Annotated in this window: 22 protein-coding genes; 4 read left to right on the forward strand and 18 right to left on the reverse strand. The window is 71.0% G+C overall.

Translation table 11 applies throughout. The features are described from left to right. Positions 1–9 precede the first annotated feature (9 nt). The gene (locus ABZW60_RS22680; RefSeq protein ID WP_355479766.1) at positions 10–1,059 is read left to right on the forward strand and encodes a 1-aminocyclopropane-1-carboxylate deaminase; all 1,050 of its coding nucleotides are present in this window, start codon (positions 10–12) and stop codon (positions 1,057–1,059) included. On the opposite strand, the gene ABZW60_RS22685 is transcribed toward ABZW60_RS22680, so the two are convergent. From ABZW60_RS22685 to hisI, 12 genes are all read right to left on the reverse strand, one after another. Continuing rightward, complete coding sequence (locus ABZW60_RS22685; protein WP_355479768.1) at positions 1,020–1,745, reverse strand: VIT1/CCC1 transporter family protein; 726 nt, start codon at positions 1,743–1,745, stop codon at positions 1,020–1,022. The genes ABZW60_RS22680 and ABZW60_RS22685 overlap by 40 nt on opposite strands. Continuing rightward, on the reverse strand, positions 1,738–2,805 hold the full coding sequence (lgt, locus tag ABZW60_RS22690) for a prolipoprotein diacylglyceryl transferase (protein WP_355479769.1): 1,068 nt from the start codon (positions 2,803–2,805) through the stop codon (positions 1,738–1,740). Before lgt ends, ABZW60_RS22685 begins: the two co-directional genes overlap by 8 nt. A gap of 51 nt (positions 2,806–2,856) precedes the next feature. Further along, entirely contained in the window at positions 2,857–3,564 is a 708-nt protein-coding gene (locus ABZW60_RS22695; protein WP_355479771.1) for a thioredoxin domain-containing protein, read from the reverse strand. Continuing rightward, positions 3,561–4,034 (reverse strand): MauE/DoxX family redox-associated membrane protein, encoded by a 474-nt coding sequence (locus ABZW60_RS22700; protein WP_355479773.1) that lies wholly within the window; start codon positions 4,032–4,034, stop codon positions 3,561–3,563. Before ABZW60_RS22700 ends, ABZW60_RS22695 begins: the two co-directional genes overlap by 4 nt. Continuing rightward, complete coding sequence (locus ABZW60_RS22705; protein WP_355479774.1) at positions 4,031–4,690, reverse strand: SCO family protein; 660 nt, start codon at positions 4,688–4,690, stop codon at positions 4,031–4,033. Before ABZW60_RS22705 ends, ABZW60_RS22700 begins: the two co-directional genes overlap by 4 nt. A 7-nt stretch (positions 4,691–4,697) precedes the next feature. Then, positions 4,698–5,522: a tryptophan synthase subunit alpha gene (trpA, locus tag ABZW60_RS22710; protein WP_355479776.1), complete on the reverse strand. Its 825-nt coding sequence runs from the start codon at positions 5,520–5,522 to the stop codon at positions 4,698–4,700. Further along, a complete protein-coding gene (trpB, locus tag ABZW60_RS22715; RefSeq protein ID WP_355479778.1) occupies positions 5,515–6,726 on the reverse strand; it encodes a tryptophan synthase subunit beta in 1,212 nt (403 codons plus the stop codon). The genes trpA and trpB overlap by 8 nt, the downstream gene beginning before the upstream one ends. Positions 6,727–6,802: 76 nt before the next feature. After that, positions 6,803–7,609, reverse strand: a complete 807-nt coding sequence (trpC, locus tag ABZW60_RS22720) for an indole-3-glycerol phosphate synthase TrpC (protein WP_355479779.1) — start codon at positions 7,607–7,609, stop codon at positions 6,803–6,805. Between the two features lie 13 nt (positions 7,610–7,622). Next, entirely contained in the window at positions 7,623–7,868 is a 246-nt protein-coding gene (locus tag ABZW60_RS22725; protein WP_355479781.1) for an HGxxPAAW family protein, read from the reverse strand. 68 nt (positions 7,869–7,936) lie between these two features. Continuing rightward, entirely contained in the window at positions 7,937–8,467 is a 531-nt protein-coding gene (locus tag ABZW60_RS22730) for a Trp biosynthesis-associated membrane protein (RefSeq protein ID WP_355479783.1), read from the reverse strand. Further along, positions 8,464–9,954, reverse strand: a complete 1,491-nt coding sequence (locus ABZW60_RS22735; protein ID WP_355479785.1) for an anthranilate synthase component I — start codon at positions 9,952–9,954, stop codon at positions 8,464–8,466. The genes ABZW60_RS22730 and ABZW60_RS22735 overlap by 4 nt, the downstream gene beginning before the upstream one ends. After that, on the reverse strand, positions 9,951–10,283 hold the full coding sequence (hisI, locus tag ABZW60_RS22740; protein ID WP_355479787.1) for a phosphoribosyl-AMP cyclohydrolase: 333 nt from the start codon (positions 10,281–10,283) through the stop codon (positions 9,951–9,953). The genes ABZW60_RS22735 and hisI overlap by 4 nt, the downstream gene beginning before the upstream one ends. Before the next feature lie 60 nt (positions 10,284–10,343). On the opposite strand from hisI, the gene ABZW60_RS22745 reads away from it, so the two are divergent. Further along, the gene (locus ABZW60_RS22745; protein WP_355479788.1) at positions 10,344–11,429 is read left to right on the forward strand and encodes a dipeptidase; all 1,086 of its coding nucleotides are present in this window, start codon (positions 10,344–10,346) and stop codon (positions 11,427–11,429) included. On the opposite strand, the gene ABZW60_RS22750 is transcribed toward ABZW60_RS22745, so the two are convergent. Then, positions 11,426–12,292: a GNAT family N-acetyltransferase gene (locus tag ABZW60_RS22750; protein WP_355479790.1), complete on the reverse strand. Its 867-nt coding sequence runs from the start codon at positions 12,290–12,292 to the stop codon at positions 11,426–11,428. The genes ABZW60_RS22745 and ABZW60_RS22750 overlap by 4 nt on opposite strands. Before the next feature lie 92 nt (positions 12,293–12,384). On the opposite strand from ABZW60_RS22750, the gene ABZW60_RS22755 reads away from it, so the two are divergent. Further along, a complete protein-coding gene (locus ABZW60_RS22755) occupies positions 12,385–12,711 on the forward strand; it encodes a Fe-S cluster assembly protein HesB (RefSeq protein ID WP_355479792.1) in 327 nt (108 codons plus the stop codon). A gap of 64 nt (positions 12,712–12,775) precedes the next feature. Here ABZW60_RS22755 and ABZW60_RS22760 read toward each other — a convergent pair whose 3' ends face one another. After that, positions 12,776–14,572 (reverse strand): ABC transporter ATP-binding protein, encoded by a 1,797-nt coding sequence (locus ABZW60_RS22760; RefSeq protein WP_355479794.1) that lies wholly within the window; start codon positions 14,570–14,572, stop codon positions 12,776–12,778. Next, the gene (locus ABZW60_RS22765) at positions 14,569–16,425 is read right to left on the reverse strand and encodes an ABC transporter ATP-binding protein (RefSeq protein WP_355479796.1); all 1,857 of its coding nucleotides are present in this window, start codon (positions 16,423–16,425) and stop codon (positions 14,569–14,571) included. Before ABZW60_RS22765 ends, ABZW60_RS22760 begins: the two co-directional genes overlap by 4 nt. Positions 16,426–16,518: 93 nt before the next feature. On the opposite strand from ABZW60_RS22765, the gene ABZW60_RS22770 reads away from it, so the two are divergent. Then, entirely contained in the window at positions 16,519–17,160 is a 642-nt protein-coding gene (locus tag ABZW60_RS22770) for a TIGR03085 family metal-binding protein (protein ID WP_355479798.1), read from the forward strand. On the opposite strand, the gene ABZW60_RS22775 is transcribed toward ABZW60_RS22770, so the two are convergent. From ABZW60_RS22775 to ABZW60_RS22785, 3 genes are read right to left on the reverse strand one after another with little or no spacing between them, the layout of a single operon-like run. Further along, entirely contained in the window at positions 17,146–17,736 is a 591-nt protein-coding gene (locus tag ABZW60_RS22775; protein WP_355479800.1) for a VTT domain-containing protein, read from the reverse strand. The genes ABZW60_RS22770 and ABZW60_RS22775 overlap by 15 nt on opposite strands. Then, positions 17,733–18,497, reverse strand: coding sequence for an MBL fold metallo-hydrolase (locus tag ABZW60_RS22780; protein WP_355479802.1), 765 nt, complete (start codon positions 18,495–18,497; stop codon positions 17,733–17,735). The genes ABZW60_RS22775 and ABZW60_RS22780 overlap by 4 nt, the downstream gene beginning before the upstream one ends. Positions 18,498–18,510: 13 nt before the next feature. Further along, positions 18,511–20,616 carry an alkaline phosphatase family protein gene (locus tag ABZW60_RS22785; RefSeq protein ID WP_355479804.1) on the reverse strand — a complete coding sequence of 702 codons (2,106 nt, stop codon included), beginning with the start codon at positions 20,614–20,616 and terminating at the stop codon, positions 18,511–18,513. Positions 20,617–20,626: the final 10 nt, after the last annotated feature.

Genomic DNA, 20,626 nt, shown 5'->3' on the forward strand with positions numbered 1-20,626 from the left:
GAGGACCTGATGGGGCTGAGCGATTTTCCGCGGTATCCGTTGCTGTTCGGACCGAGCCCGGTGCACCCGCTGGAGCGGCTGTCGGCGTACCTGGGCGGGGCGAAGATCTGGGCGAAACGCGAGGACTGCAACTCCGGTCTCGCGTACGGCGGGAACAAGACGCGCAAGCTGGAGTACCTGATCCCGGACGCCCTCGCGCAGGGCGCCGACACGCTGGTCTCGATCGGCGGCTACCAGTCGAACCACACGCGCCAGGTGGCAGCAGTGGCGGCCAAGGTCGGGTTGAAGGCCGTGCTGGTCCAGGAGAACTGGGTCGACTGGCCGGACGCGCTCAACGACCGGGTCGGCAACATCCTGCTCAGCCGGATCATGGGCGCCGAGGTGCGGCTCGACCCGGCCGGGTTCGGGATCGGCTTCAAGGACAGCTGGAAACAGGCGCTCGCGGACGTCGAGGCCCGCGGCGGTACGCCGTACGCGATCCCGGCCGGCGCCTCGGACCACCGGCTCGGCGGGCTCGGGTTCGCCCAGTGGGCGTACGAGGTGCAGCAGCAGGAGCAGGAGCTCGGCGTCTTCTTCGACACGATCGTGGTCTGCTCGGTGACCGGCTCGACGCACGCCGGGATGATCGCCGGGTTCGCGGGCCAGAACCGCCCGCGCCGGGTGATCGGGATCGATGCCAGCGCCAAGCTCCAGGAGACCCGCGACCAGGTCGAACGCATCGCCCGGAACACCGCCGAACTGATCGGCCTCGGCCGCGCGCTCCGCGACGACGAGATCACCGTCCTCGAGGGCTGGGCCGGCGACGAGTACGGCGTCCCCGTGCAGTCCACGCTCGACGCGATCCGCCTGACCGGCCGGCTCGAGGGCGTGATCATCGATCCGGTGTACGAAGGGAAGTCGATGGCCGGGCTGATCGACCTGATCCGGAGCGGCGACATCGGCCCGGACTCAACCGTCCTGTACGCCCACCTGGGTGGACAGCCGGCCCTGAACGCCTACAGCGGGCTGTTCACCCACACTCAACCGATGCCGGGGCCGACGAGCGTGCCGACGAAGTAGGTCAGGGCTGCCGCGGCGCCGCCGAGGAGGAGTTGGCGCAGGCCGGAGTACCACCAGGAGCGGCTCGTGACCCGGGAGACGATGGCGCCGCAGGCGAACAGGGCGGTCAGGGAGAGGATCAGGGCGGGGATGACGCTGCCGGCGCCGAGCAGGTACGGCGCCAGCGGGATGAAGGCGCCGACGGCGAAGCAGATGAACGACGAGGCGGCCGCGATGACCGGGTTCGGGAGGTCGCCGGGGTCGATGCCCAGCTCCTCGCGGACGTGCTCCTCGAGGGCCTGGTCCGGGTCGGCGTGGAACTGCTTGGCGACCTTGCTGGCCAGGTCCGGGTCGAGGCCCTTCGCGCGGTAGGTCTCGGCGAGCTCGATCTCCTCGTCGATCGGGTGTTTCTTGATCTCGGCGCGTTCGACCTCGATCTCGGCGTGCGCGAGTTCGCGTTGGGAGGCGACGGAGGTGTACTCCCCCGCCGCCATCGAGAACGCGCCCGCGGCGAGGCCCGCGAGGCCGGCCAGCACGATGAACTTCGAGCCCGAGTCGGTGCCGCCGTCCATGCCGGCGATCAGGGCGAAGTTCGAGACCAGCCCGTCCATCGCGCCGAACACGGCCGGACGCAGCCAGCCGCCGTTCACATCACGGTGAGTGTGGTCACCGTGATGCTCGGCCGAGACGTCAGGCGTCTCAGTCACGAGACCCTTCGCTCTTGCTCGCGGTGGTCGCCTCGGCAGCCGGCCCTCCGGCCGGCCCCGCCGAGGCGGGTGGCGCATCACCAGCCCCTTCCCCAGTGGTCGAGGTCCCGGGCGTGCCTCCATCCGGCGCCGCGTCGGCGTCCGCCTTCGCTTCGCTCGGCTGGGCGTCGTCCTGCTTGGTGTCGGTCGCCTCTGCGGTGGGCTTGCCGGCGGCGGGGCCGGTGCTGATGTCTTCCTGGCCGGGGTAGCGCTTGGCGCTGATGATGAAGGCGATGACGGCGAGGACGAACAGGATGATCGCGGTCCAGACGTTCAGGCGCAGGCCGAGGAAGTGGTTCACGGTGTCGATGCGCATGTTCTCGATCCACGCGCGGCCCGCGGTGTACGCCGCGACGTACAGGAAGAACGCGCGGCCGTGGCCGAGCTTGAAGCGGCGGTCGGCGAGCAGGACCAGCGCGACCACGCCGAGGTTCCAGACGGCTTCGTAGAGGAACGTCGGGTGGAACGTGGCGAAGTCCTTGTACCCGGCGGGACGGTTGTCGAAGGCGATCTCCAGGCCCCACGGCTTGCTGGTGGGCCGGCCGAAGAGCTCCTGGTTGAAGTAGTTCCCGAACCGGCCGAAGATCTGCGCCAGCGCGATCCCCGGCGCCATCACGTCCGCGACCGCCAGGAACGGCACCTTCGCGCGCCGGCAGGCGATCCACGCGCCGAGCGCGCCGAAGCCGACCGCGCCCCAGATGCCCAGCCCGCCGTGCCAGATCTTCAGCGCGTCGAGCGGGCTCTTGCCCGGGCCGAAGTACAGCTCGGCGTCGGTGATCACGTGGTAGATCCGCGCGCCGACGAGCCCGAACGGGATCGCCCAGAACATGATGTCGGCGAGCACCGGCGCCGATCCGCCGCGCGCCACCCAGCGCCGGCGGCCGAGCCAGTAACCGACGAAGATGCCGGCCAGGATGCACAGCGCGTACGCACGGATCGGCAGCGGCCCGAGGTGCCAGACACCCTGGCTGGGACTGGGGATGGACGCCGGAATCATCACGGCGGAACTCAGACTAGACATGGCAAACAGAGACGCTACTCGACCCGTCAGACCACGGCCAGGAACGCAGGGTCACGATGCGATCCCGTCCACGGCCTGCTGCAGGCCGTCGGCGGTCAACTGGTCCGCAGGCAGCTGCTTGCCGTTGACGTAGACGGTCGGCGTACCGGTCACGCCCCGGTCGTCGGCGGCCTTGCCGACGGACTCCAGCCAGCTCGCGTACGTGTCGTTCTGCAGCGCCTGCTGGTACTTCGCGTCGCCGACCCCGAGCTGCTTGCCGAGCTCGATCAGCTGGTCGGTGGTCCAGGACTTCGAGAAGTCGCCGTACAGCTCGTCGACGAAGCTCAGCGCCTTGCCGTTCGCGGCCGCCGCGGCGAACGCGTTCGCCAGCCGCGGTGAGGCGTCCGGGTTCACGAACTGCAGCGGCCAGTACGTCAGCGTCGCCGTACCGGCCTGGACGAGCTTGTCGATCGTGGCGCCGGTCTTCTCCTCGAACTCCGCGCAGTGCGGGCAGCGGAAGTCCAGGTACAGGTCGATGTTCACCTTCGCGCCGCTCGTCCCGACCGTGACGCCCTTGCCGGACGTACCGGGGCCGGTGACGACGGTGGGCTCGGGACGGCCGTTCGAGCTGACCTCGACCTTCGAGTGACCGCGGTAGTACTGCACGCCGACACCGGCGCCGAGCGCCAGCACCAGGACGATCACCACGATGATCCCGGGCGTGATCCGGCGCTTCTGCTGCTGCAGCAGCGGATTCACGGGGGCATTGGTCTTGCTCACGGCGCGGTGACTCCTTGCGGTTCTGGGTCCGGTTCCGATACGACAGCGAACTTGCTCACGGGGTTCAGCCACAGCCAGCCGGCCAGCACGAGCAGGCCGGCGTCCCGGAGGATCTCCTGCAGGTACTTCGTCTGTCCCGGGGCGACCTGACCGCCGCCGCCGAAGCAGCCGCAGTCGATCGACAGGCCACGGGCCCAGGCGGACGACACCGCCGCGATGAACACGACCAGGAAAACACCGGCCGCGACCGCCGACGCGCGGACACCGAAGCCGACGATCAACAGCAACCCGATCGCGATCTCCAGGAACGGCAGGCCCCAGCCGACCGGCTCCACCAGCGCCGACGGGAGCAGCTCGTACGCCCGGACCGCCTGGGCGGCGGTCTCCGGGTCGGTGACCTTCAGCGCGCCGGCCACCAGCATCACGCCGCCGAGCACGAGCCGTGCCACCAGCGACACCCAGGGCTTCACCGGTTGGCCTCCACCAGCTTCCCGAAGTCGTGCGCGAGGTCGCCGATGGCGGCGTTCGACAACCACAGCACGGTCGCCTTGTCGTTCTTCCCGAAGCCGATCACCTGCGCTCCGTGACCGACCTCGTACCCGCCGGAGGGGAGCTTCTGCATCCCTTCCACCGGGACGCCGACGGCCTTCGCGATGTCCTTGATCGACGTCAGCGAGCCGGTCAGCCCGACGAACGACGGGTCGAACCGGTCCAGGTACTTGCGGATCACCGGCCCGGTGTCCCGGGCCGGGTCCGTGGTGATGAACAGCATCTGGATCTGGTCCTGCACCTGCTGGTCGAGCTTGGTCAGCGCGGACGCCACGTCGGCCATCACGGTCGGGCACACGTCCGGGCAGTTGGTGTACCCGAAGAACACCAGCGTGACCGGCTTCTTGGTCGAGGTGACCAGGTTGAACGGGTTCCCGCCGGTGTCGGTCAGGGTGGCCGCGGGCATCGAGTACGGCCGGTCGAGCGTCGCGCCGCGCAACCCGTTCGGGTCCTGACTGCTGCGGATGATCGCGCCGCCCGGATTGTCCGGCTTCTCTTCCTTGCCGCTGCAGCCCACCAGGGCAAGCAGGGCCACCGCCGTCAGGAGCAGGACGGCGGTGTTCCTGGTTCGACTCACGGCGGTACTAACGAGCAACGGCCGCGCGGGGTTCCCGCCGGACGCCCTCGGACAGCTCCTCGGCGAGCGCGCGGACCCCGGCCGGGCCGCCCTCCTCGAGAGACCTGACCAGGGCCGCGCCAACGATCACCGCGTCCGCGAACGCCGCCACACCGGCCGCCTGGTCGCCGTTGGAGATGCCGAGGCCGACACCGACCGGCAGGCCGGTGGCCGCCTTGGTCCGCGCCACCAGCGGCGCCGCGAGGTCCGACGGCTTGTCCCGGGCGCCGGTGACACCCATCACAGCGGTCGCGTACACGAACCCGCGGCAGGCGGCCGTGGTCATCGCGATCCGCTCGTCGGTCGACGACGGCGAGACCAGGAACACCTTGTCCAGCTCGTTCTTGTCCGCGGCCGCGATCCACTCCGCGCCCTCGTCGGGGATCAGGTCGGGCGTGATCAGGCCCGCTCCCCCGATCCCGGCGAAGTCCGCCGCGAACCGGTCCACGCCGTACCGCTCGATCGGGTTCCAGTACGTCATCACGAGCACCGGCACGTCGGAGTAGGCGGCGACCTTCTCGACCGTGCTGAGCACGTCGCGGGTCTGCAGCCCGCCGGCGCGGGCGATCTCGGTGGCGCGCTGGATCGTGACACCGTCCATCACCGGGTCGCTGTACGGCAGGCCGATCTCGAGGACGTCGCAGCCGCCGTCGACCAGCGCCTTGATCGCGTCGACACCGCCCTCGTACGTCGGGAAGCCGGCCGGCAGGTAGCCGACCAGGGCCGCGCGGCCCGCGTCGTTCGCCTTCCGGATCGCGGCCCCGGCCTTGCCCAGGGCAACGAGCTCACTCACGGCCGGATCCTTCCTCGCCCAGGCCGAACCAGGTCGCGGCCGTGTCCATGTCCTTGTCGCCACGGCCCGACAGGTTCACCAGGATGGTTGCATCCGGCCCCAGTTCCTTGGCGATGTCGAGTGCTCCGGCGACCGCGTGCGCGGACTCGATCGCCGGGATGATGCCTTCGGTCCGCGACAGCAGGCGGAACGCGTCCATCGCCTCGGCGTCGGTGATCGGCCGGTACGTCGCCCGGCCGGTCTCGGCCAGCCACGCGTGCTCCGGGCCGACGCCCGGGTAGTCCAGCCCGGCGGAGATCGAGTGCGACTCGATCGTCTGCCCGTCCTCGTCCTGCAGCAGGAACGACCGCGCACCGTGCAGTACGCCGACCTGCCCGGCGCTGATCGTGGCCGCGTGCCGGCCGGTCTCGAACCCGTCGCCGCCCGGCTCGACGCCGTACAGCTTCACGTCCTGGTCGCCGATGAACGCGGTGAACAGGCCGATCGCGTTCGAGCCGCCGCCCACCGACGCGACCGCGGCGTCCGGCAGCTTGCCGAGCAGTGCGAGCGACTGCTCGCGGGCCTCGTCACCGATCCCGCGGACGAAGTCGCGGACCATCGCCGGGAACGGGTGCGAACCGGCCGCCGTGCCGAGGATGTAGTGCGTCTTGTCGACGCTGGCGACCCAGTCGCGGAGCGCCTCGTTGATCGCGTCCTTCAGGGTCCGGCTTCCGGTCTTGACCGAGATCACCTCGGCGCCGAGCAGCCGCATCCGGGCCACGTTCAGCGCCTGGCGCTCGGTGTCGACCTCGCCCATGTAGACGACGCACTCCAGGCCGAGGTACGCACAGGCGGTCGCGGTCGCGACGCCGTGCTGCCCGGCGCCGGTCTCCGCGATCACCCGCGGCTTGCCCATCCGCTTGGTGAGCAGCGCCTGGCCGATCGCGTTCCGGATCTTGTGCGCGCCGGTGTGGTTCAGGTCCTCGCGCTTCAGCAGGATCCGCGCACCGGCGACGTCCGACAGCCGGGTCGCGTCGTACAGCAGGCTCGGGGCGCCGATGTACTCGCGCAGCATCCGCTCGAACTCACCGGTGAACTCCGGGTCGGCCATGGCTTCGCGCCAGGCCTGGGTGAGCTCGTCGAGCGGCGCGATCAGCGCCTCCGGCATGAACCTGCCGCCGAAACGGCCGAAGTGCCCGAACTGGTCGGGCAGCACAGTACTCATCCGACAAAACCTTCCGACCCGGCACTACGGCGCGGGAGAGTTACGGTCCCGCGCCGTTTGGACCGGGCGGGCGGTTCTAGTGCCGCTGCTGGATGGCGGGGTGCGATCCGGCGGCGACGAGGTCGGCGACCGAGGCGCGAGGATCGCGGCCGGTCACCAGGGTTTCACCGACGAGGACGACATCGGCCCCGGCGCGCGCGAACTCGATTACATCATGCGGGCCGCGGACCCCGGACTCGGCCACGCGCACGAGCTCGGTCGGGATCGTCGGCGCGACCCGGGCGAAGGTCTCCCGGTCGACCTCGAGGGTCTTCAGGTTGCGGTTGTTGACGCCGATGAGCTGGGCACCGGCGTCCACCGCACGCCGGGTCTCCTCCTCGTCGTGCACCTCGACCAGCGGGCACAGGCCGATCGACTGGGCCCGCTCGATCAGCGAGACCAGCGCCTCCTGCTCGAGCGCGGCGACGATCAGCAGCACCATGTCGGCGCCGGCCGCCCGGGCCTCCCAGAGCTGGTACGACGAGACGATGAAGTCCTTGCGCAGCACCGGCACGTCGACCCGGCCGCGGACCGCGCGCAGGTCGTCCAGGCTGCCGTTGAACCGGCGCTCCTCGGTCAGCACCGAGATCGCCGCGGCGCCGCCCTGCTCGTACTCCCCCGCCAGGGCGGCCGGGTCGGTGATCTCGGCCAGCTCGCCCTTGGACGGGCTGGACCGCTTCACCTCCGCGATCACCGCGATCCCGTCGCCGCGGAACACCGGCATCGGGTCCTTGGCGTCGGGCTTGCGCTGGGCCTCGAGCTTCAGGTCGTCCAGGCTGACCCGCGCCTGGCGCTCCGCGAGGTCGGCCTTGACCCCGGCGAGAATGTCGTCAAGCACAGTCATGTCCGTCCGCCCTTCAGTGGTCGCCGTCGGTGGGGACCCCGAAGCCCAGCAGCTGCAGCACCTTGCCGGCCAGCGCCCCCAGCACCGCGATCCCGACGGAGATCCAGAACAGCACCCAGTTCGGCCCGAGCACCATCGCGATGGCGCCGAGGGTGAACGCGACCAGCACGATCGCCACCGCCGTCCACGCCGCCGGGCTGTTGCCGTGCAGATCGTGCGGAGCCTCGTCCTCGATCCGGCTCGCCCCTTGATCGGCCACCGTATTGTCCATAATTGGCGCCACTCCTCCTCGTCGTCCCGTCCTATTGTGGCGGTAGCCCGCCGCGATCAGAGAGTCGGGTCCTCCCCGGCGTCGATCGCCTTCCACTGATCGGCCGGTGAGGCGGCCGGATCACGCTCATAACGCTGGGTCGCCCGGCGCCAGCGGTGCGCCGTCAGCAGGGCGAGCAACCCCGCCCCGACCAGTGCCCCGCCACCGGCCAGCGCGAACCACGGCGCCACCCCGAGCGACTGCGTCACCTGGTCGGCGATCACGTCGCTCAACTCGGGCCGCAGCCTGCTCAGTTCGGGGCCCTCGGGGCGGACGCTCAACGAGACGGCGATCGCCGCGAACCCCAGCAGCACCACCAGAGCGCCCAGCACCCTGCGCAGCAGCGTTCCCGCGAGCTTCATCACCACGACAGCCACCACCGCGGCCAGCGCGAGCGTCACGGGCGCCTTGGTGATCGTGTAGCCGTTGAAATGCACCACCGGCCGGCCGTTCCCCGGATCGGCCGACACCCACGTCAGGTACGCCGACAGGCCGAGCAGCACCAGCGCCACGACGGCGAGCAGGTCGACCAGACGTTGCGGCCTCATACTTCGCTGAACGTTCCCGCGACCGCGATCGCGTTGAGCACGGCGGCCGCCTTGGTCCGGCACTCGGCGTCCTCCGCGGCCGGATCCGAGTCCGCGACGATGCCGGCCCCGGCCTGCACGTACGCCGTCCCGCCGCGGAGCACCGCGGTGCGGATCGCGATCGCGGTGTCGGCGTCACCGGCGAAGTCCAGGTAGCCGACGACGCCGCCGTACACGCCACGGCGGGTGATCTCGAGCTTGTCGATGATCTCCATCGCCCGCGGCTTCGGCGCCCCGGACAGCGTGCCCGCCGGGAACGCGGCGGTGAGCGCGTCGAACGCCGTCATCCCGGCCTTCAGCCGGCCGGTGACCGTCGACTCCAGGTGCATGACGTGGCTGTAGCGCCGCACGTCCATGAAGTCGACCACCTCGACCGTGCCCGGCGCGCAGACCTTGCCGACGTCGTTGCGGCCGAGGTCGACGAGCATCAGGTGCTCGGCGCGTTCCTTCACGTCGGCGCGCAGCTCCTCCTCGAGCGCGTGGTCCTCCTCGGGCGTCGCGCCGCGGCGGCGGGTGCCGGCGATCGGGTGCAGGATCACCTTGTTCTCGGTGACCTTGACCAGGGCCTCCGGGCTGGAGCCGACGATGTCGAAGCCGTCCAGGCGGACGAGGTACATGTACGGGCTCGGGTTCGAGCGGCGGAGCACCCGGTAGATGTCCAGCGCGGAGGCGCTGCTCTGCAGCTCGAAGCGCTGCGAGACGACGATCTGGAACGCCTCGCCCGCGCGGATCTCCTCCTTCGCGTGCTCGACGGCCTGCCGGTACTCCGCGCTGGAGCGCTGCCGGTGCGGCTCCGGCTGGGCGTGCCGGTCGGCGCGCACGACGTACGACGGGGTCGGCTGCGCGAGGTCGCGCTCCATCGCGTCGAGGCGGCGGACCGCGTCCGCGTACGCCTCGTCGACGCGTTCGTCGGAGTCGTCCCAGTTGACCGCGTTCGCGATCAGCCAGATCTCGCCGGTCTCGTGGTCGAGGGCGGCCAGGTCGGTCGCGAACAGGAACGTCAGCTCGGGCAGGCCGAGGTCGTCGGTGGTTGTGTCCGGCAACCGCTCCAGGCGGCGCACCGCGTCGTACCCGAGGAAGCCGACCATGCCGCCGGTCAGCGGCGGCAGGTCCGGCAGCCGCGGCGTGTGCAGGATCTCCAGCGTCTCGCGCAGCGCCCGCAATGGATCGCCGTGCTGCGGCAGGCCGACCGGCGGGTTGCCCGTCCAGACGGCCTCACCGTTGCGCTCGGTGAGCGTCGCGGCCGAGCGGACGCCGATGAACGAGTACCGCGACCAGACGCCGCCGTTCTCCGCCGACTCCAGCAGGAACGTGCCCTCGCGCTCGGCGGCGAGCTTGCCGTACACCCCGATCGGCGTCTCGGCGTCGGCCAGCAGCCGGCGCGTCACCGGGATCACCCGGCGGTCCTTGGCGTACTCGCGGAAGGTCTCCAGCGCCGGGGCGGTCACGCTGCCGTCACCTCGATCTCGCCGTGCTCGAAGCAGCTGCGGGTGCCGGTGTGACAGGCCGGCCCCTCCTGGTCGACGAGCACGAGCAGGGTGTCGGCGTCGCAGTCGACGAGGAGCTGCTTCACGTGCTGACGATGGCCGCTGGTCTCGCCCTTCACCCAGTACTCCTGCCGGCTGCGCGACCAGAACGTGCTGCGCCCGGTCTGCGCCGTCCGGCGCACCGCCTCGGCGTTCATCCAGCCCACCATCAGGACCTCGCGCGTGTCGTACTGCTGCACCACCGCCGGGATCAGCCCGGCCGCGTCGAAGGTCAACTCGTCGATAGTCACCCACCCATTGTCCCCGATCCGGGGTTGCCTTCTGACCACGGTCCGGATGAAGGTGTCCGGATGACGCTGAGCGAATACCGGGTGATCGACGGGCACAACGACCTGCCGATCGCTTTCTACGAACTGTGCGGTTACGACCTGGACGCCTACGACCTGGGCGGTTCGGTGCCGTCGCTGAACACGGACCTGCCCCGGCTGCGGGCCGGTCAGGTCGGCGGGCAGTTCTGGTCCCTGTGGGTGCCGCAGGACGAGCACGCGGTCCGGCGGACCTTCGAGCAGCTGGACTTCGTCCGGCGGCTGGTCCGGCGCTTCCCCGCGGATCTGGAGCTCACCGACACCGCCGACGAGGTCGAGGCGGCGATCAAGGCCGGCCGGGTCGCGTCGCTGATGGGCATGGAGGGCGGCCACTCGATCGGCGAGTCGCTCGGCGTCCTGCGGGTGATGCGGGCGCTCGGCGTGCGGTACATGACGCTGACCCACAACAACAACGTGTCCTGGGCCGACTCGGCCACCGACGAGCCGGTGCTCGGCGGGCTGAACGAGTTCGGCGAGGAGGTCGTCCGGGAGATGAACCGGATCGGCATGCTGGTCGACCTCTCGCACGTCTCCGCCGACACCATGCGGCACGCGCTCCGGGTGACGAGCGCGCCGGTGATCTTCAGCCACTCGTCGGCGCGCGCGGTCTGCGACGTCCCGCGGAACGCGCCGGACGACGTCCTCGAGACGCTGGCCGGCAACGACGGCGTCTGCATGGTCACCTTCGTGCCGTACTTCACCTCGCAGGCGTACGTCGACTGGGTCGCCGGGGCCCGGGCCGCGGCGCAGGACCAGGGCCTGAACCCGCTGAACCCGGCGGACCAGGCGAAGCTCGCCGAGCTCTACGACCGGCCGAAGCCGGAGACCCGGCTGGCGGACGTGGTCGCGCACGTCGAACACGTCCGCGAGGTGGCCGGCGTCGACCACGTCGGGCTGGGCGGCGACTACGACGGGTGCCCGGAGTTCCCGGTGGAGCTGCCCGACGTGGCGTCGTACCCGGTGCTGTTCGAGGCGCTGGCCGGCCGCGGCTGGAGCGCCGAGGATCTCCACAAACTTGCTGGAGGCAACATCCTGCGGGTGCTCCGGGCCGCGGACGACGTCGCAGACTAGGCCTCCCGGTACTGGGAGCGGACCTCGTCCAGCGCCTGCATCCCGGCGGCCTGGTACGTCGCGATCGCGGCGACGTTGGTGCCCGGCGTGACGGTGTAGATGCTCGACGAGCCCATCTCCCGCAGGTGCCGCGCGCAGGCGACGACCATCGCGGTGCCGTACCCGCGGCCGCGGTGCAGGCTGTGGACGCCCATCGGCTCGATGTAGCCGGGGCGTCCCTCGCCGGCCGACCACACGGTCGCCGCGGCCACCGACTCGCCGAGCTTGTTGCGGAGCACCAGGCAGCGTGCGTCGGCGTACGGCAGGCCGTCGGACATCGCGAACCAGCGCGCGTCGGTGAACGTCGACCCGTCGAACGACGCCCGCTGGACGGCGGTCCGCTCGTGGGCCTCCTCGGCGCCGATCACGTCGACGCGGACGCCGGGGTCCGGCACCGGGTCGGTCAGGTCGCGGCGCAGCGGCACCCACGGCGCGTCGGCGTTCCAGCCGTCCTTGAACAGCAGGTCCTGGACCAGCGCGCCCATCGGTGTCTCGACGTACACCTTGCCCTCGATCAGGACGCCGGTCGCCGGCGCGGACACGTCCTCGACGATCCGCTGCGCGAGCTCCTCGTCGCGCTGCGCGTCCGGCGCGATCGACATCCGCAACCAGTCCGGCTCGTCGAGCATCCCGATCGCGACGATCTGCCCGCCCCGGCGCCAGACCCGCGTCGCCGCCGCCGTCCGGTCCTCCCCGAACCGCCAGAACCAGCCGAGGTCCCCCGGGTGCAACTGCAGCGGCACATCCTCCCGCTGCCACTCCCGCAGCACCGCCACGACTTCCCCCAGCTCGCCGATCCCCGGCATGGTCAACTCGATACCCATCCCCCGATCACACACCATCCCCCCGGCCGTCCGCACACAGGTTTGTGATTCCGGTGGTCGGGCACGGGGCGAGGGCTAGTGACAATCGACGGATGGAGTGGGCTGTGCTGACCCTGACTGAGAACGCGACACTGGTGATCAAGAGCATCACCGGGGTCGAGGGCGCGCCGGAGGGCGCCGGGGTGCGGATCTCGCAGGACAACCCGGCGGATCCGGCACTCGCGGTGACGACCACGGAGGCTCCGCAACCGGGCGACCAGGTGGTCGAGGAGGCAGGTGCGCGGGTCTTCCTGGAGGAGAACGCGGCGCACGCACTGGACGACAAGATCCTGGACGCGGCGGTCGACGACAAGGGCGGTGTCGAGTTCCTGCTGGTGCCCCAGCCGGGCCCGAGCAACGGCGCCGCGCCGACCCCCTGACCCATTGATCCGCACGCCGGCCGGGAACCATGAGCCCCGGCCGGCGTGCTGTCGTCTCAGGGCGTCACACCGCGCTGCGTTGCGCGATCCAGCTGTCGTGCAGCCGGGTGTAGACGCCTCCCGCGCCGACCAGCTCGGCGTGCGGGCCGCGCTCCACGATCTCGCCCTCGTCGAACACCAGCACCTCGTCGGCGGCCTCCGCCGTCGACAGCCGGTGCGCGATCGTGACCGACGTACGCCCGGACATCAGCCGCTCGAGCGCCGCGTTCACCCGCACCTCGGTGCCGGGGTCGACCGCCGAGGTCGCCTCGTCGAGCACCAGCAGGTCCGGGTCGGCGATGTTCGCGCGGACCAGCGCCACCAGCTGCCGCTCCCCCGCCGACAGCGACTCGCCGCGTTGCCCGACCGGTGACTCCAGCCCGTCCGGCAACGACTCCAGCCAGTCCGTGAGCCCGAGCGAGTCGAACGCCGTGAGCAGCTCGGCGTCCGTCACCTCCGGGCGCCCGAAGCGCACGTTCTCCGCCAGCGACGCGTCGAACAGGTACCCGTCCTGAGGCACCATCACGACCCGCTCCCGCAGCGACTCGAACGAGATCTCCCGCGCGTCGACGCCGTCCAGCTTCACCGCCCCGGACGTCGGGTCCATCAACCGGGTCAGCAGCTTCGCGAACGTCGTCTTGCCCGACCCGGTCTCGCCGACCACCGCGACCCGCCGGTGCGGCGCGATCCGTACGTCGACGTCGCGCAGCACGAGTTCGCCTTCGGGATAAGCGAAATCGACGTCGGCGAACTCGACCGTGATCGGTCCGCGCGCCTGCTTCACGCCGTCCTCGCCCGGGTCCGCGACATCGGCCGGCGTGGCGATCACCCCGAGCACCCGGCGCCAGCCCGCGAACGCGCTCTGGGCGTCGGTCAGCACCTGGGTCGCGATCTGCACCGGGTCCGAGAACAGGGCCACCAGGAACATGAAGGCGAGCAGCTCACCCAGCGTGGCCTGCTTGTCCACGCCGAGCAGCACGCCGACCGTCAGAACGCCGGCGTTCGCCAGGCCGGCGGCCAGGCCGCCGATCGAGAACGTCAGACCGGTGAGCGCCTGCGCCCTGGTCGCGGTCTTGCGGTAGTCCTCGATCGACGCGTCGATCCGGTCCTGGGTGCGCTGCTCGATCGCGTACGAGCGGACCACCTGCGCGCCGACGACCGGCTCGGCGATCGCGGACAGCATCTCGCCGACCTTCGCCCGCACGATGCCGTACGCCGCGGACATCGCGCGCTGCAGGTACTTCAGGCTCGCGAACAGCGGGATGAAGCACAGCAGCACGACGAGCGCGAGCTGCCAGGAGTAGATGAACATCACGATCGTCGCGAGCAGCATCTGCCCGAGGCTGACCAGGAAGATGAACCCGCCGAACTGCAGGAACTGCGACACCGTGTCCACGTCCGAGGTGACCCGGCTGACCAGCGCGCCGCGGCGCTCGGTGCTCTGCGTCAGCACCGGCAGGTCGTGCACGTGCCGGAACGCCTTGATCCGCATCGTGGCCAGGCCGTGCTCGGAGTTGACCGCGAGCCGCACGGTCGTCAGGTACGACGCGCCGGCCGTCAGGATCACACCCAGCGCGCAGACGAGACACATCCACGCGACGTACGACATGTCCGGGCCCTCCGGACCGGACAGGCCCTTGTCGATCGTCTGCTGCACCGCGATCGGTACGACGATCCGGCCGGCGGTCATCGTCAGCGCGAGGATCCCGGTCACCCCCCACCCGCGCCCGAGCTCGGGCGAGACCTTCAGCCCTTCCTTCAGGGTCTGCAGCCCACCGGCGTTGTCACCATGATCCAAGCGACTGGTTTCCGCGGCACTCACGCCGATGCCCCTTCCGCGTCGAGGTCGTCGATGTCCGCGGCGAGCTCCGCCTCTTCCTCGCGGCGCTCGGCGTCCTTCTCGTAGGCGTCGACCAGGTCCCGGTAGGCGGGCGTGGACGACTGCAGTTCGGTATGCGTGCCGTGGGCGAGGATCCGGCCCTCGTCCAGGAACAGCACCTCGTCGGCGAGCGAGATCGTCGCCTTCCGGTACGCGATCACCAGGACGGTCGTCGCCGCGCCGGAGTCCTCCTGGACGGCCGACCGCAGCCCGGCGAGGATCCGCGCCTCGACCTGCGGGTCGACCGCGCTCGTCGCGTCGTCCAGGATCAGCAGCCGTGGCCGCCGGACGAGCGCCCGGGCCAGCGCGATCCGCTGCCGCTGCCCGCCGGACAGCGTGGTGCCGCGCTCGCCGACCTTGGTGTCCAGCCCGTCCGGGAGCGCCTTCACGAAGCCGTCGCCCTGCGCGACCCGCAGCGCGTCCCAGACGTCGTCGTCGCTGTCTGCGCCACCGAGTGTGATGTTGCCGCGGATCGTGTCGTCGAACAGGAAGGCGGTCTGCGCCACCAGCGCGACCGATCCGGCCAGCTCGTCCCGCGCCAGGGCCCGCAGGTCGATCCCGTCGATCTCGACCGAACCCTGCTCCGGGTCGACGAGCCGCGTCAGCAGCGTGGTCATCGTCGACTTCCCGGCGCCCGTCGGGCCGACGACCGCGACCGTCCGGCCGGGCTCGACCGTGAAGTCCACCCCGGCGAGCACGTCCCGATCCGGCAGGTATCCGAACCGGACGCCGGCCACCTGCAGCCGGGCCGCCTTCGTCGAGGTCAGCCGCTCCTCGCCGTACTCCGTGCCGCCCTCGGCCGTCAGCACCCGCTGGATGCGGTCCCAGCCGACCACCGACCGCGGCAGCTCGCCGAGGACCCAGCCGAGCGCGCGGATCGGGAACCCGATCAGCGTGAACAAGAAGGCGACCTGCACCACGTCGCCCGCGTCCGCGCCGCCGGAACTTACCCGCGCGACGCCGACCAGCAGCACCGCGAGCACCCCGAGCCGGGGCAGGCCGTCGATCACCGGGTCGAACAGGCCGCGGGCCTTGTTCACCGCGATGTTGGCGTCGCGCAGCGCGTACGTCGGGCCGCGGAAGCGCTCGGTCTCGGCCGCCTCCCGGCCCAGCGTCTTCACCACCAGCGCGCCGTCGAACGACTCGTGCGCGACCTCGGAGACGTCCGCGCGGAGCTGCTGCGCCCGGGTCGCGAGCGGCTGCAGGTACCGCTGGAAGATCACGTTCGCGACGAAGACCAGCGGGAACACCAGGCAGCCGACCAGCGCCAGCCAGACGTCGGCGGCGAACATCGCGACGGTCGCGAACACCAGCATCGCGATCACGCCGATCGCCATCGGCAGCGGCGCGATCACGAACCAGGTCGACTCGACGTCGGCGTTGGCGTTCGACAGCAACATGCCGGTCGAGTGCTGGTGGTGCCACTCCAGCGGGAGCTTCAGGTACTGCCGGGTGACGCGCCGGCGGTACGTCGCCTGCAGCCGGAACTGCATCACACCGGCGCCTAGCCGCCGCCCGACGACACCGATCGCGTTCAGGATCGCGATGCCGATGAACAGGCCGATCAGCGACCCGATCGCGCCGGCCGTGGTCTCACCGGTCTCGAACGCGGGCCGCAGCACGTGGTCCGTCGCCCAGCCGAGGGCCCAGCCGCCCGCCACCGTCATCGCGCCGTACAGCATCGCGGCGAGCACGGACAGCGCGAAGATCCCCGGCTCCTCCCAGATCGCCACCCGCAGAACGGCGAACCCCCGGCGGGTGACGCTGCCCTTTTCCGGGACTTTCGGGACAGGCAAGACACGCTCCAGGGCAGTCAGGTGCATCAATGGGACTCAGACATGACAACGATTGACATTCTGCCACTCGCCGCGGACAACTACGATCGAGTTGTGACCGACTACAGCCGGGTAGGACGACTCGCTTTGTGTGACCTGTTCGACCAGGTCGGACCCGCCGCGCCGACCCTGTGCGAGGGCTGGGACGCCTATGACCTGGCGGTCCATCTGTACGTCCGCGAGGCCGATCCGATGGCCGGGCCGGGGATCATGATCCCGGCGCTCGCCGACACCACCGAGCGGCGGATGCGGCGGGTCAAGGACCGCTACGGCTTCGCCGAGGTGGTCGGCAAGGTCCGCAACGGCCCGCCACCGGTCTCGATCTACGCGCTGCCGAAGCTCGGGCCCCAGCTCAACACGACCGAGTACTTCGTCCACCACGAGGACGTGCGCCGCGCCCAACCGGCGTACGACGTCCGCGAACTGCCCGCCGAGCAGCAGGACGGCCTGTGGAAGGCGGTCCGGCTGGCCGCGAAATCGATGACCCGCAAGTCGCCGAGCGGCCTGGTGCTGCGGCGGCCCGACGGGACGACGTCCGTCGCGAAGCGGCCGAACGAGCACGGCTCGGTCACCGTGACCGGCGAGCCCGCCGAGCTGGTGCTGTTCTGCTTCGGGCGCCAGCAGGTGGCCGACGTCCAGCTGGACGGTGACGCGGAGACGGTCGAGCGGCTCCGCAACGCGTCATTCGGCGTGTGACCGCTTGCGGCGCGCTCGCTGGACCATGCCGCTCACCACCGTGGTCAGGATGACCAGGACGATCGCCGCCAGCACGCCCTGCCACGGCTCGTCGAAGAGCGCGTAGCCGAGCAGGCCGATGGCCATGTAGACCGCCGCCCACAGCGACGACGCCGCCAGGTCGACGATCGCGAACCGCTCCCACTTGTAGCCGGCCAGACCGGCCGCCAGCAGCACCGGCACCCGGCCGCCCGGGATCAGCCGGGACGTGAGCAGCACACCGATCTCGTGCTCGCCCAGGCGCATCCGGAGCGAGTCCAGCGACCCGTTGTTGCGCAGCCACCCGACCCGTTTCGCCAACCGCTCACCGCCGAACCGGCACCCGGCGTACACGATCAGGTCCCCCACGTACGCCCCGGCGGCGCCCGCGATCAGGACCCCGACCAGCCCGATCGGGTTGCTGTTGCTGTGCGAGGCCAGAACGGCGCCCGCCGACACCGCGGCTCCCGTCGGCAGCACGGGCAGCACCGCACCGAGGAGCACAGCGCCGGCCAACGCGAACAGGTACCAGAGGTCGAACTTGGTATCCCCTGTCACGCGGGCACCTCGATCGACTCGCCGGGCGCCAGCACCCGGACCTTCACCGCGGGGTCGACCTCGGTCATCGCGGTCTTGAACCTCTCCCCCGGTGGCAGGAACAACTCCGGCTTGATCCAGTCACAGCCGATCGGCCAGAACGTCCCGAAATGTACCGGCACCGCCGTCGACGCGCCGACCCGCCGGACTGCCTCGGCGGCCCGGACCGGGTCCAGGTGGCCCGGGCCGAGCGACGGCCCCCAGCCGCCGACCGGGACCAGCGCGACGTCGATCGACCCGGTCTCGGCCGCGAGCCCGTCGTACAGGTCGGTGTCCCCCGCGAACCAGACACTCGGTGAGCCGTCGACCCGGTACCCGAGCGCCTGCGCGGAGTACGACGACCACGGCAGCCGGCGCCCGTCGTGGTGCGCGGTGACCGCGGTGATGTCCAGCGACCCGATCCGGACCTGGTTGCCCGGCTCGACCTCGATGCAGCGGTCCGAGTACGCCGGGCCGCTGTCGGCGTGGATGAGCTTCGCCGCGCCGCGCGGCACGATCAGCGCGGCGTCCGGCGCGACCAGCGGCAGCGAGGTCAGGTGCAGGTGATCGGCGTGCAGGTGCGAGATCAGCACCGCGTCACAGCGCCCCGCCTCCCGTGCCGGGGCCGGACCGCGGCGGCGGCGCAGGTGGGCGATCCGCGACGTCAGCACCGGATCCGTCAGCAGCCGCGTGCCGTTCGCCTCGATCGTGGTGGTCGCGTGCCCCCACCATGTCACGCGCATGTCACTCGCACGCTCAGGCCTCCACCTTCGACTCGACCGGCTCCTCGACGTCCTTGCGCTGCCCGAGCTTGTCCAGCCAGCCGATCAGCACCTCGTGCACCTCGTCGGAGCCTACGGGAGGCTCGTTCAGCACCCAGCGACTCGGGTGCACCAGCACCGCCTCGGTCTGCCAGCCGCCGATCCCGCCGTGGCACCCGACCAGTTCCTCGAACGCCGCGACCTCATGGGTGTAGTCGTCGAGCCGGCTGACCACCACGAGGTCGCCGTTGTGCGGCATCTCCGCCTGCCGGAGCATCGACGCGGCGGCCAGGTCGCCGTACGGCGCCAGCGGGTCCTCGCCCTCGATCCGGCCGGACCGCAGCACCCGGACCCCGGCGCTACCGATCGCCACCGGGCCCTCGGCCAGCGAGTCGACCACGACGAACCCGATCCCGGGATGGGTCGCGAGGCCCGGGATCAGCTTCGGGTGCAGCAGCTCGATCTCCTCCAGCGGCACCCGGCCGGGCGTCGTCGCGAGGTAGATCAGCGCCAGGTTGCCGGACGCCGTCACGACCATCTGCTCGTCCGCCGCGACCTGCGACTCGCAGTCCTTCGGGCCGAGCTCGACCTCGCCGGACTTCGCGTGCAGTGCCCGCCGGGTCACCGTGCCGGCGACACTGCGGCGCATGCTCAGCTCGGTGAGGAACGCGTTCACCGGGCCCCAGCCCTCCGACTTGCCGACCGCCTGGACCGGCTCCTTGGTGGTGTCGACCAGGTCGTCGACGACCTCCGCGAGGGTGCGTCCGTAGCGCTGCAGGAACGTCGAGCCCTGGCTCTGGCCGTGGTCCGACAGCACGACGATCTCGTACGAGTGCGGGAGGATCTCGATGATCCGCTGCAACGCGCCGAGCACCCGGTCCAGGCCCTCGAGCGTCTGCAGCGACTCGGGCCGGGTCGGGCCGGCGTGGTGCGCGACCTCGTCGTAGTCGACGAAGTCGCAGTAGATCACCGGGGTGCCCTGCACCAGTTCGTCGGTGATCAGCGAGACGTTCAGGTCGCGGAGCAGCACGTTGGTGACGGCCCGCAGGAAGATGTATGCGCCGCCGCGCTTCACCCGCGGGACCAGGTGCCGGGCGCGCTGCCGGCGGGCCTGGTGCAGCTCCTTGATCATCTCCGCCACGCACAGCACCAGCCCGCGCGCGGCGCCCTGCGGGCTGGAGAAGAACCGGACGTACCCGCGGCTGCGGCTGTTCGGCAGGCCGGCGCGGCTGAACACCAGCTCGCACTTGTTCGCGTCGCCGGACCAGTTGTTGCTGATGCTGACGCCGCCGTCGGCGAGCAGGCCGCGCCCGGTGGACATCCGGGCCTCGATCTCCGCCGCGTCCCGGCCGCGGTTGGTGACCATCACCCGGCCGGTCTCCTTCTCGTACCACCGGAACGCCGGGATGTGCCGGGAGCCGCCGTGCAGGATCCCGGCCTGGCTGGCCGGCGTGGTGGCCGGTACGCCGGTGTGCCAGGCGAGCATCGAGTGCCGGCCGTCCCGGATCCAGCCGCCGAGGTTCGGCAGGTTGCCGGCCAGCACCATCCAGTTCAGCAGCGGCGCGGACAGGCCGTCGATCTGGATGATCAGCATCCCGGTCTTCGGCGCCGGCTCGATCCGCCGGGCGCGCCGGTGCACGACCCGCATCACCTCCGCCACGTACGCGTCGTCACTGCCCGCGTACGCGACCCAGCCGACGAAGGCGCTCACCGTGGACATCACGATCGCGACCAGCAGCGGCGCCTCGACGCCGCCGTGCAGGTCCACACCGGGGTCCGCGGTGATGCCCAGGTAGACGACCGCGAACTGTGACAGCAGGCCGCCGACCAGGACGCCGATCGACCCGATCAGCACCGCGACCCCGGCCAGCACCCAGCGCATCAGCACCGAGAAGACCGCCAGCAGGACGACCAGCCGCAGGATCGGCAGCCGGCCGTCGCTGCTGATCTGCGGCAGCAGCCAGAACGTGATCACCAGCGAGATCAGCGACAGCAGGCCGCCGACCAGCATCGCCTGCAGGCCACGTCCGGTGCGGCGCAGGTCGAGCCACACCGGACGTCCACGCCGGCCCTTCGACACCTGTTCTGGTGGTTTCGCCATCGCCTGCTTC

Origin of the sequence: Kribbella sp. NPDC003557 (assembly GCF_040610805.1) — a bacterium.
GTDB lineage: Bacteria > Actinomycetota > Actinomycetes > Propionibacteriales > Kribbellaceae > Kribbella.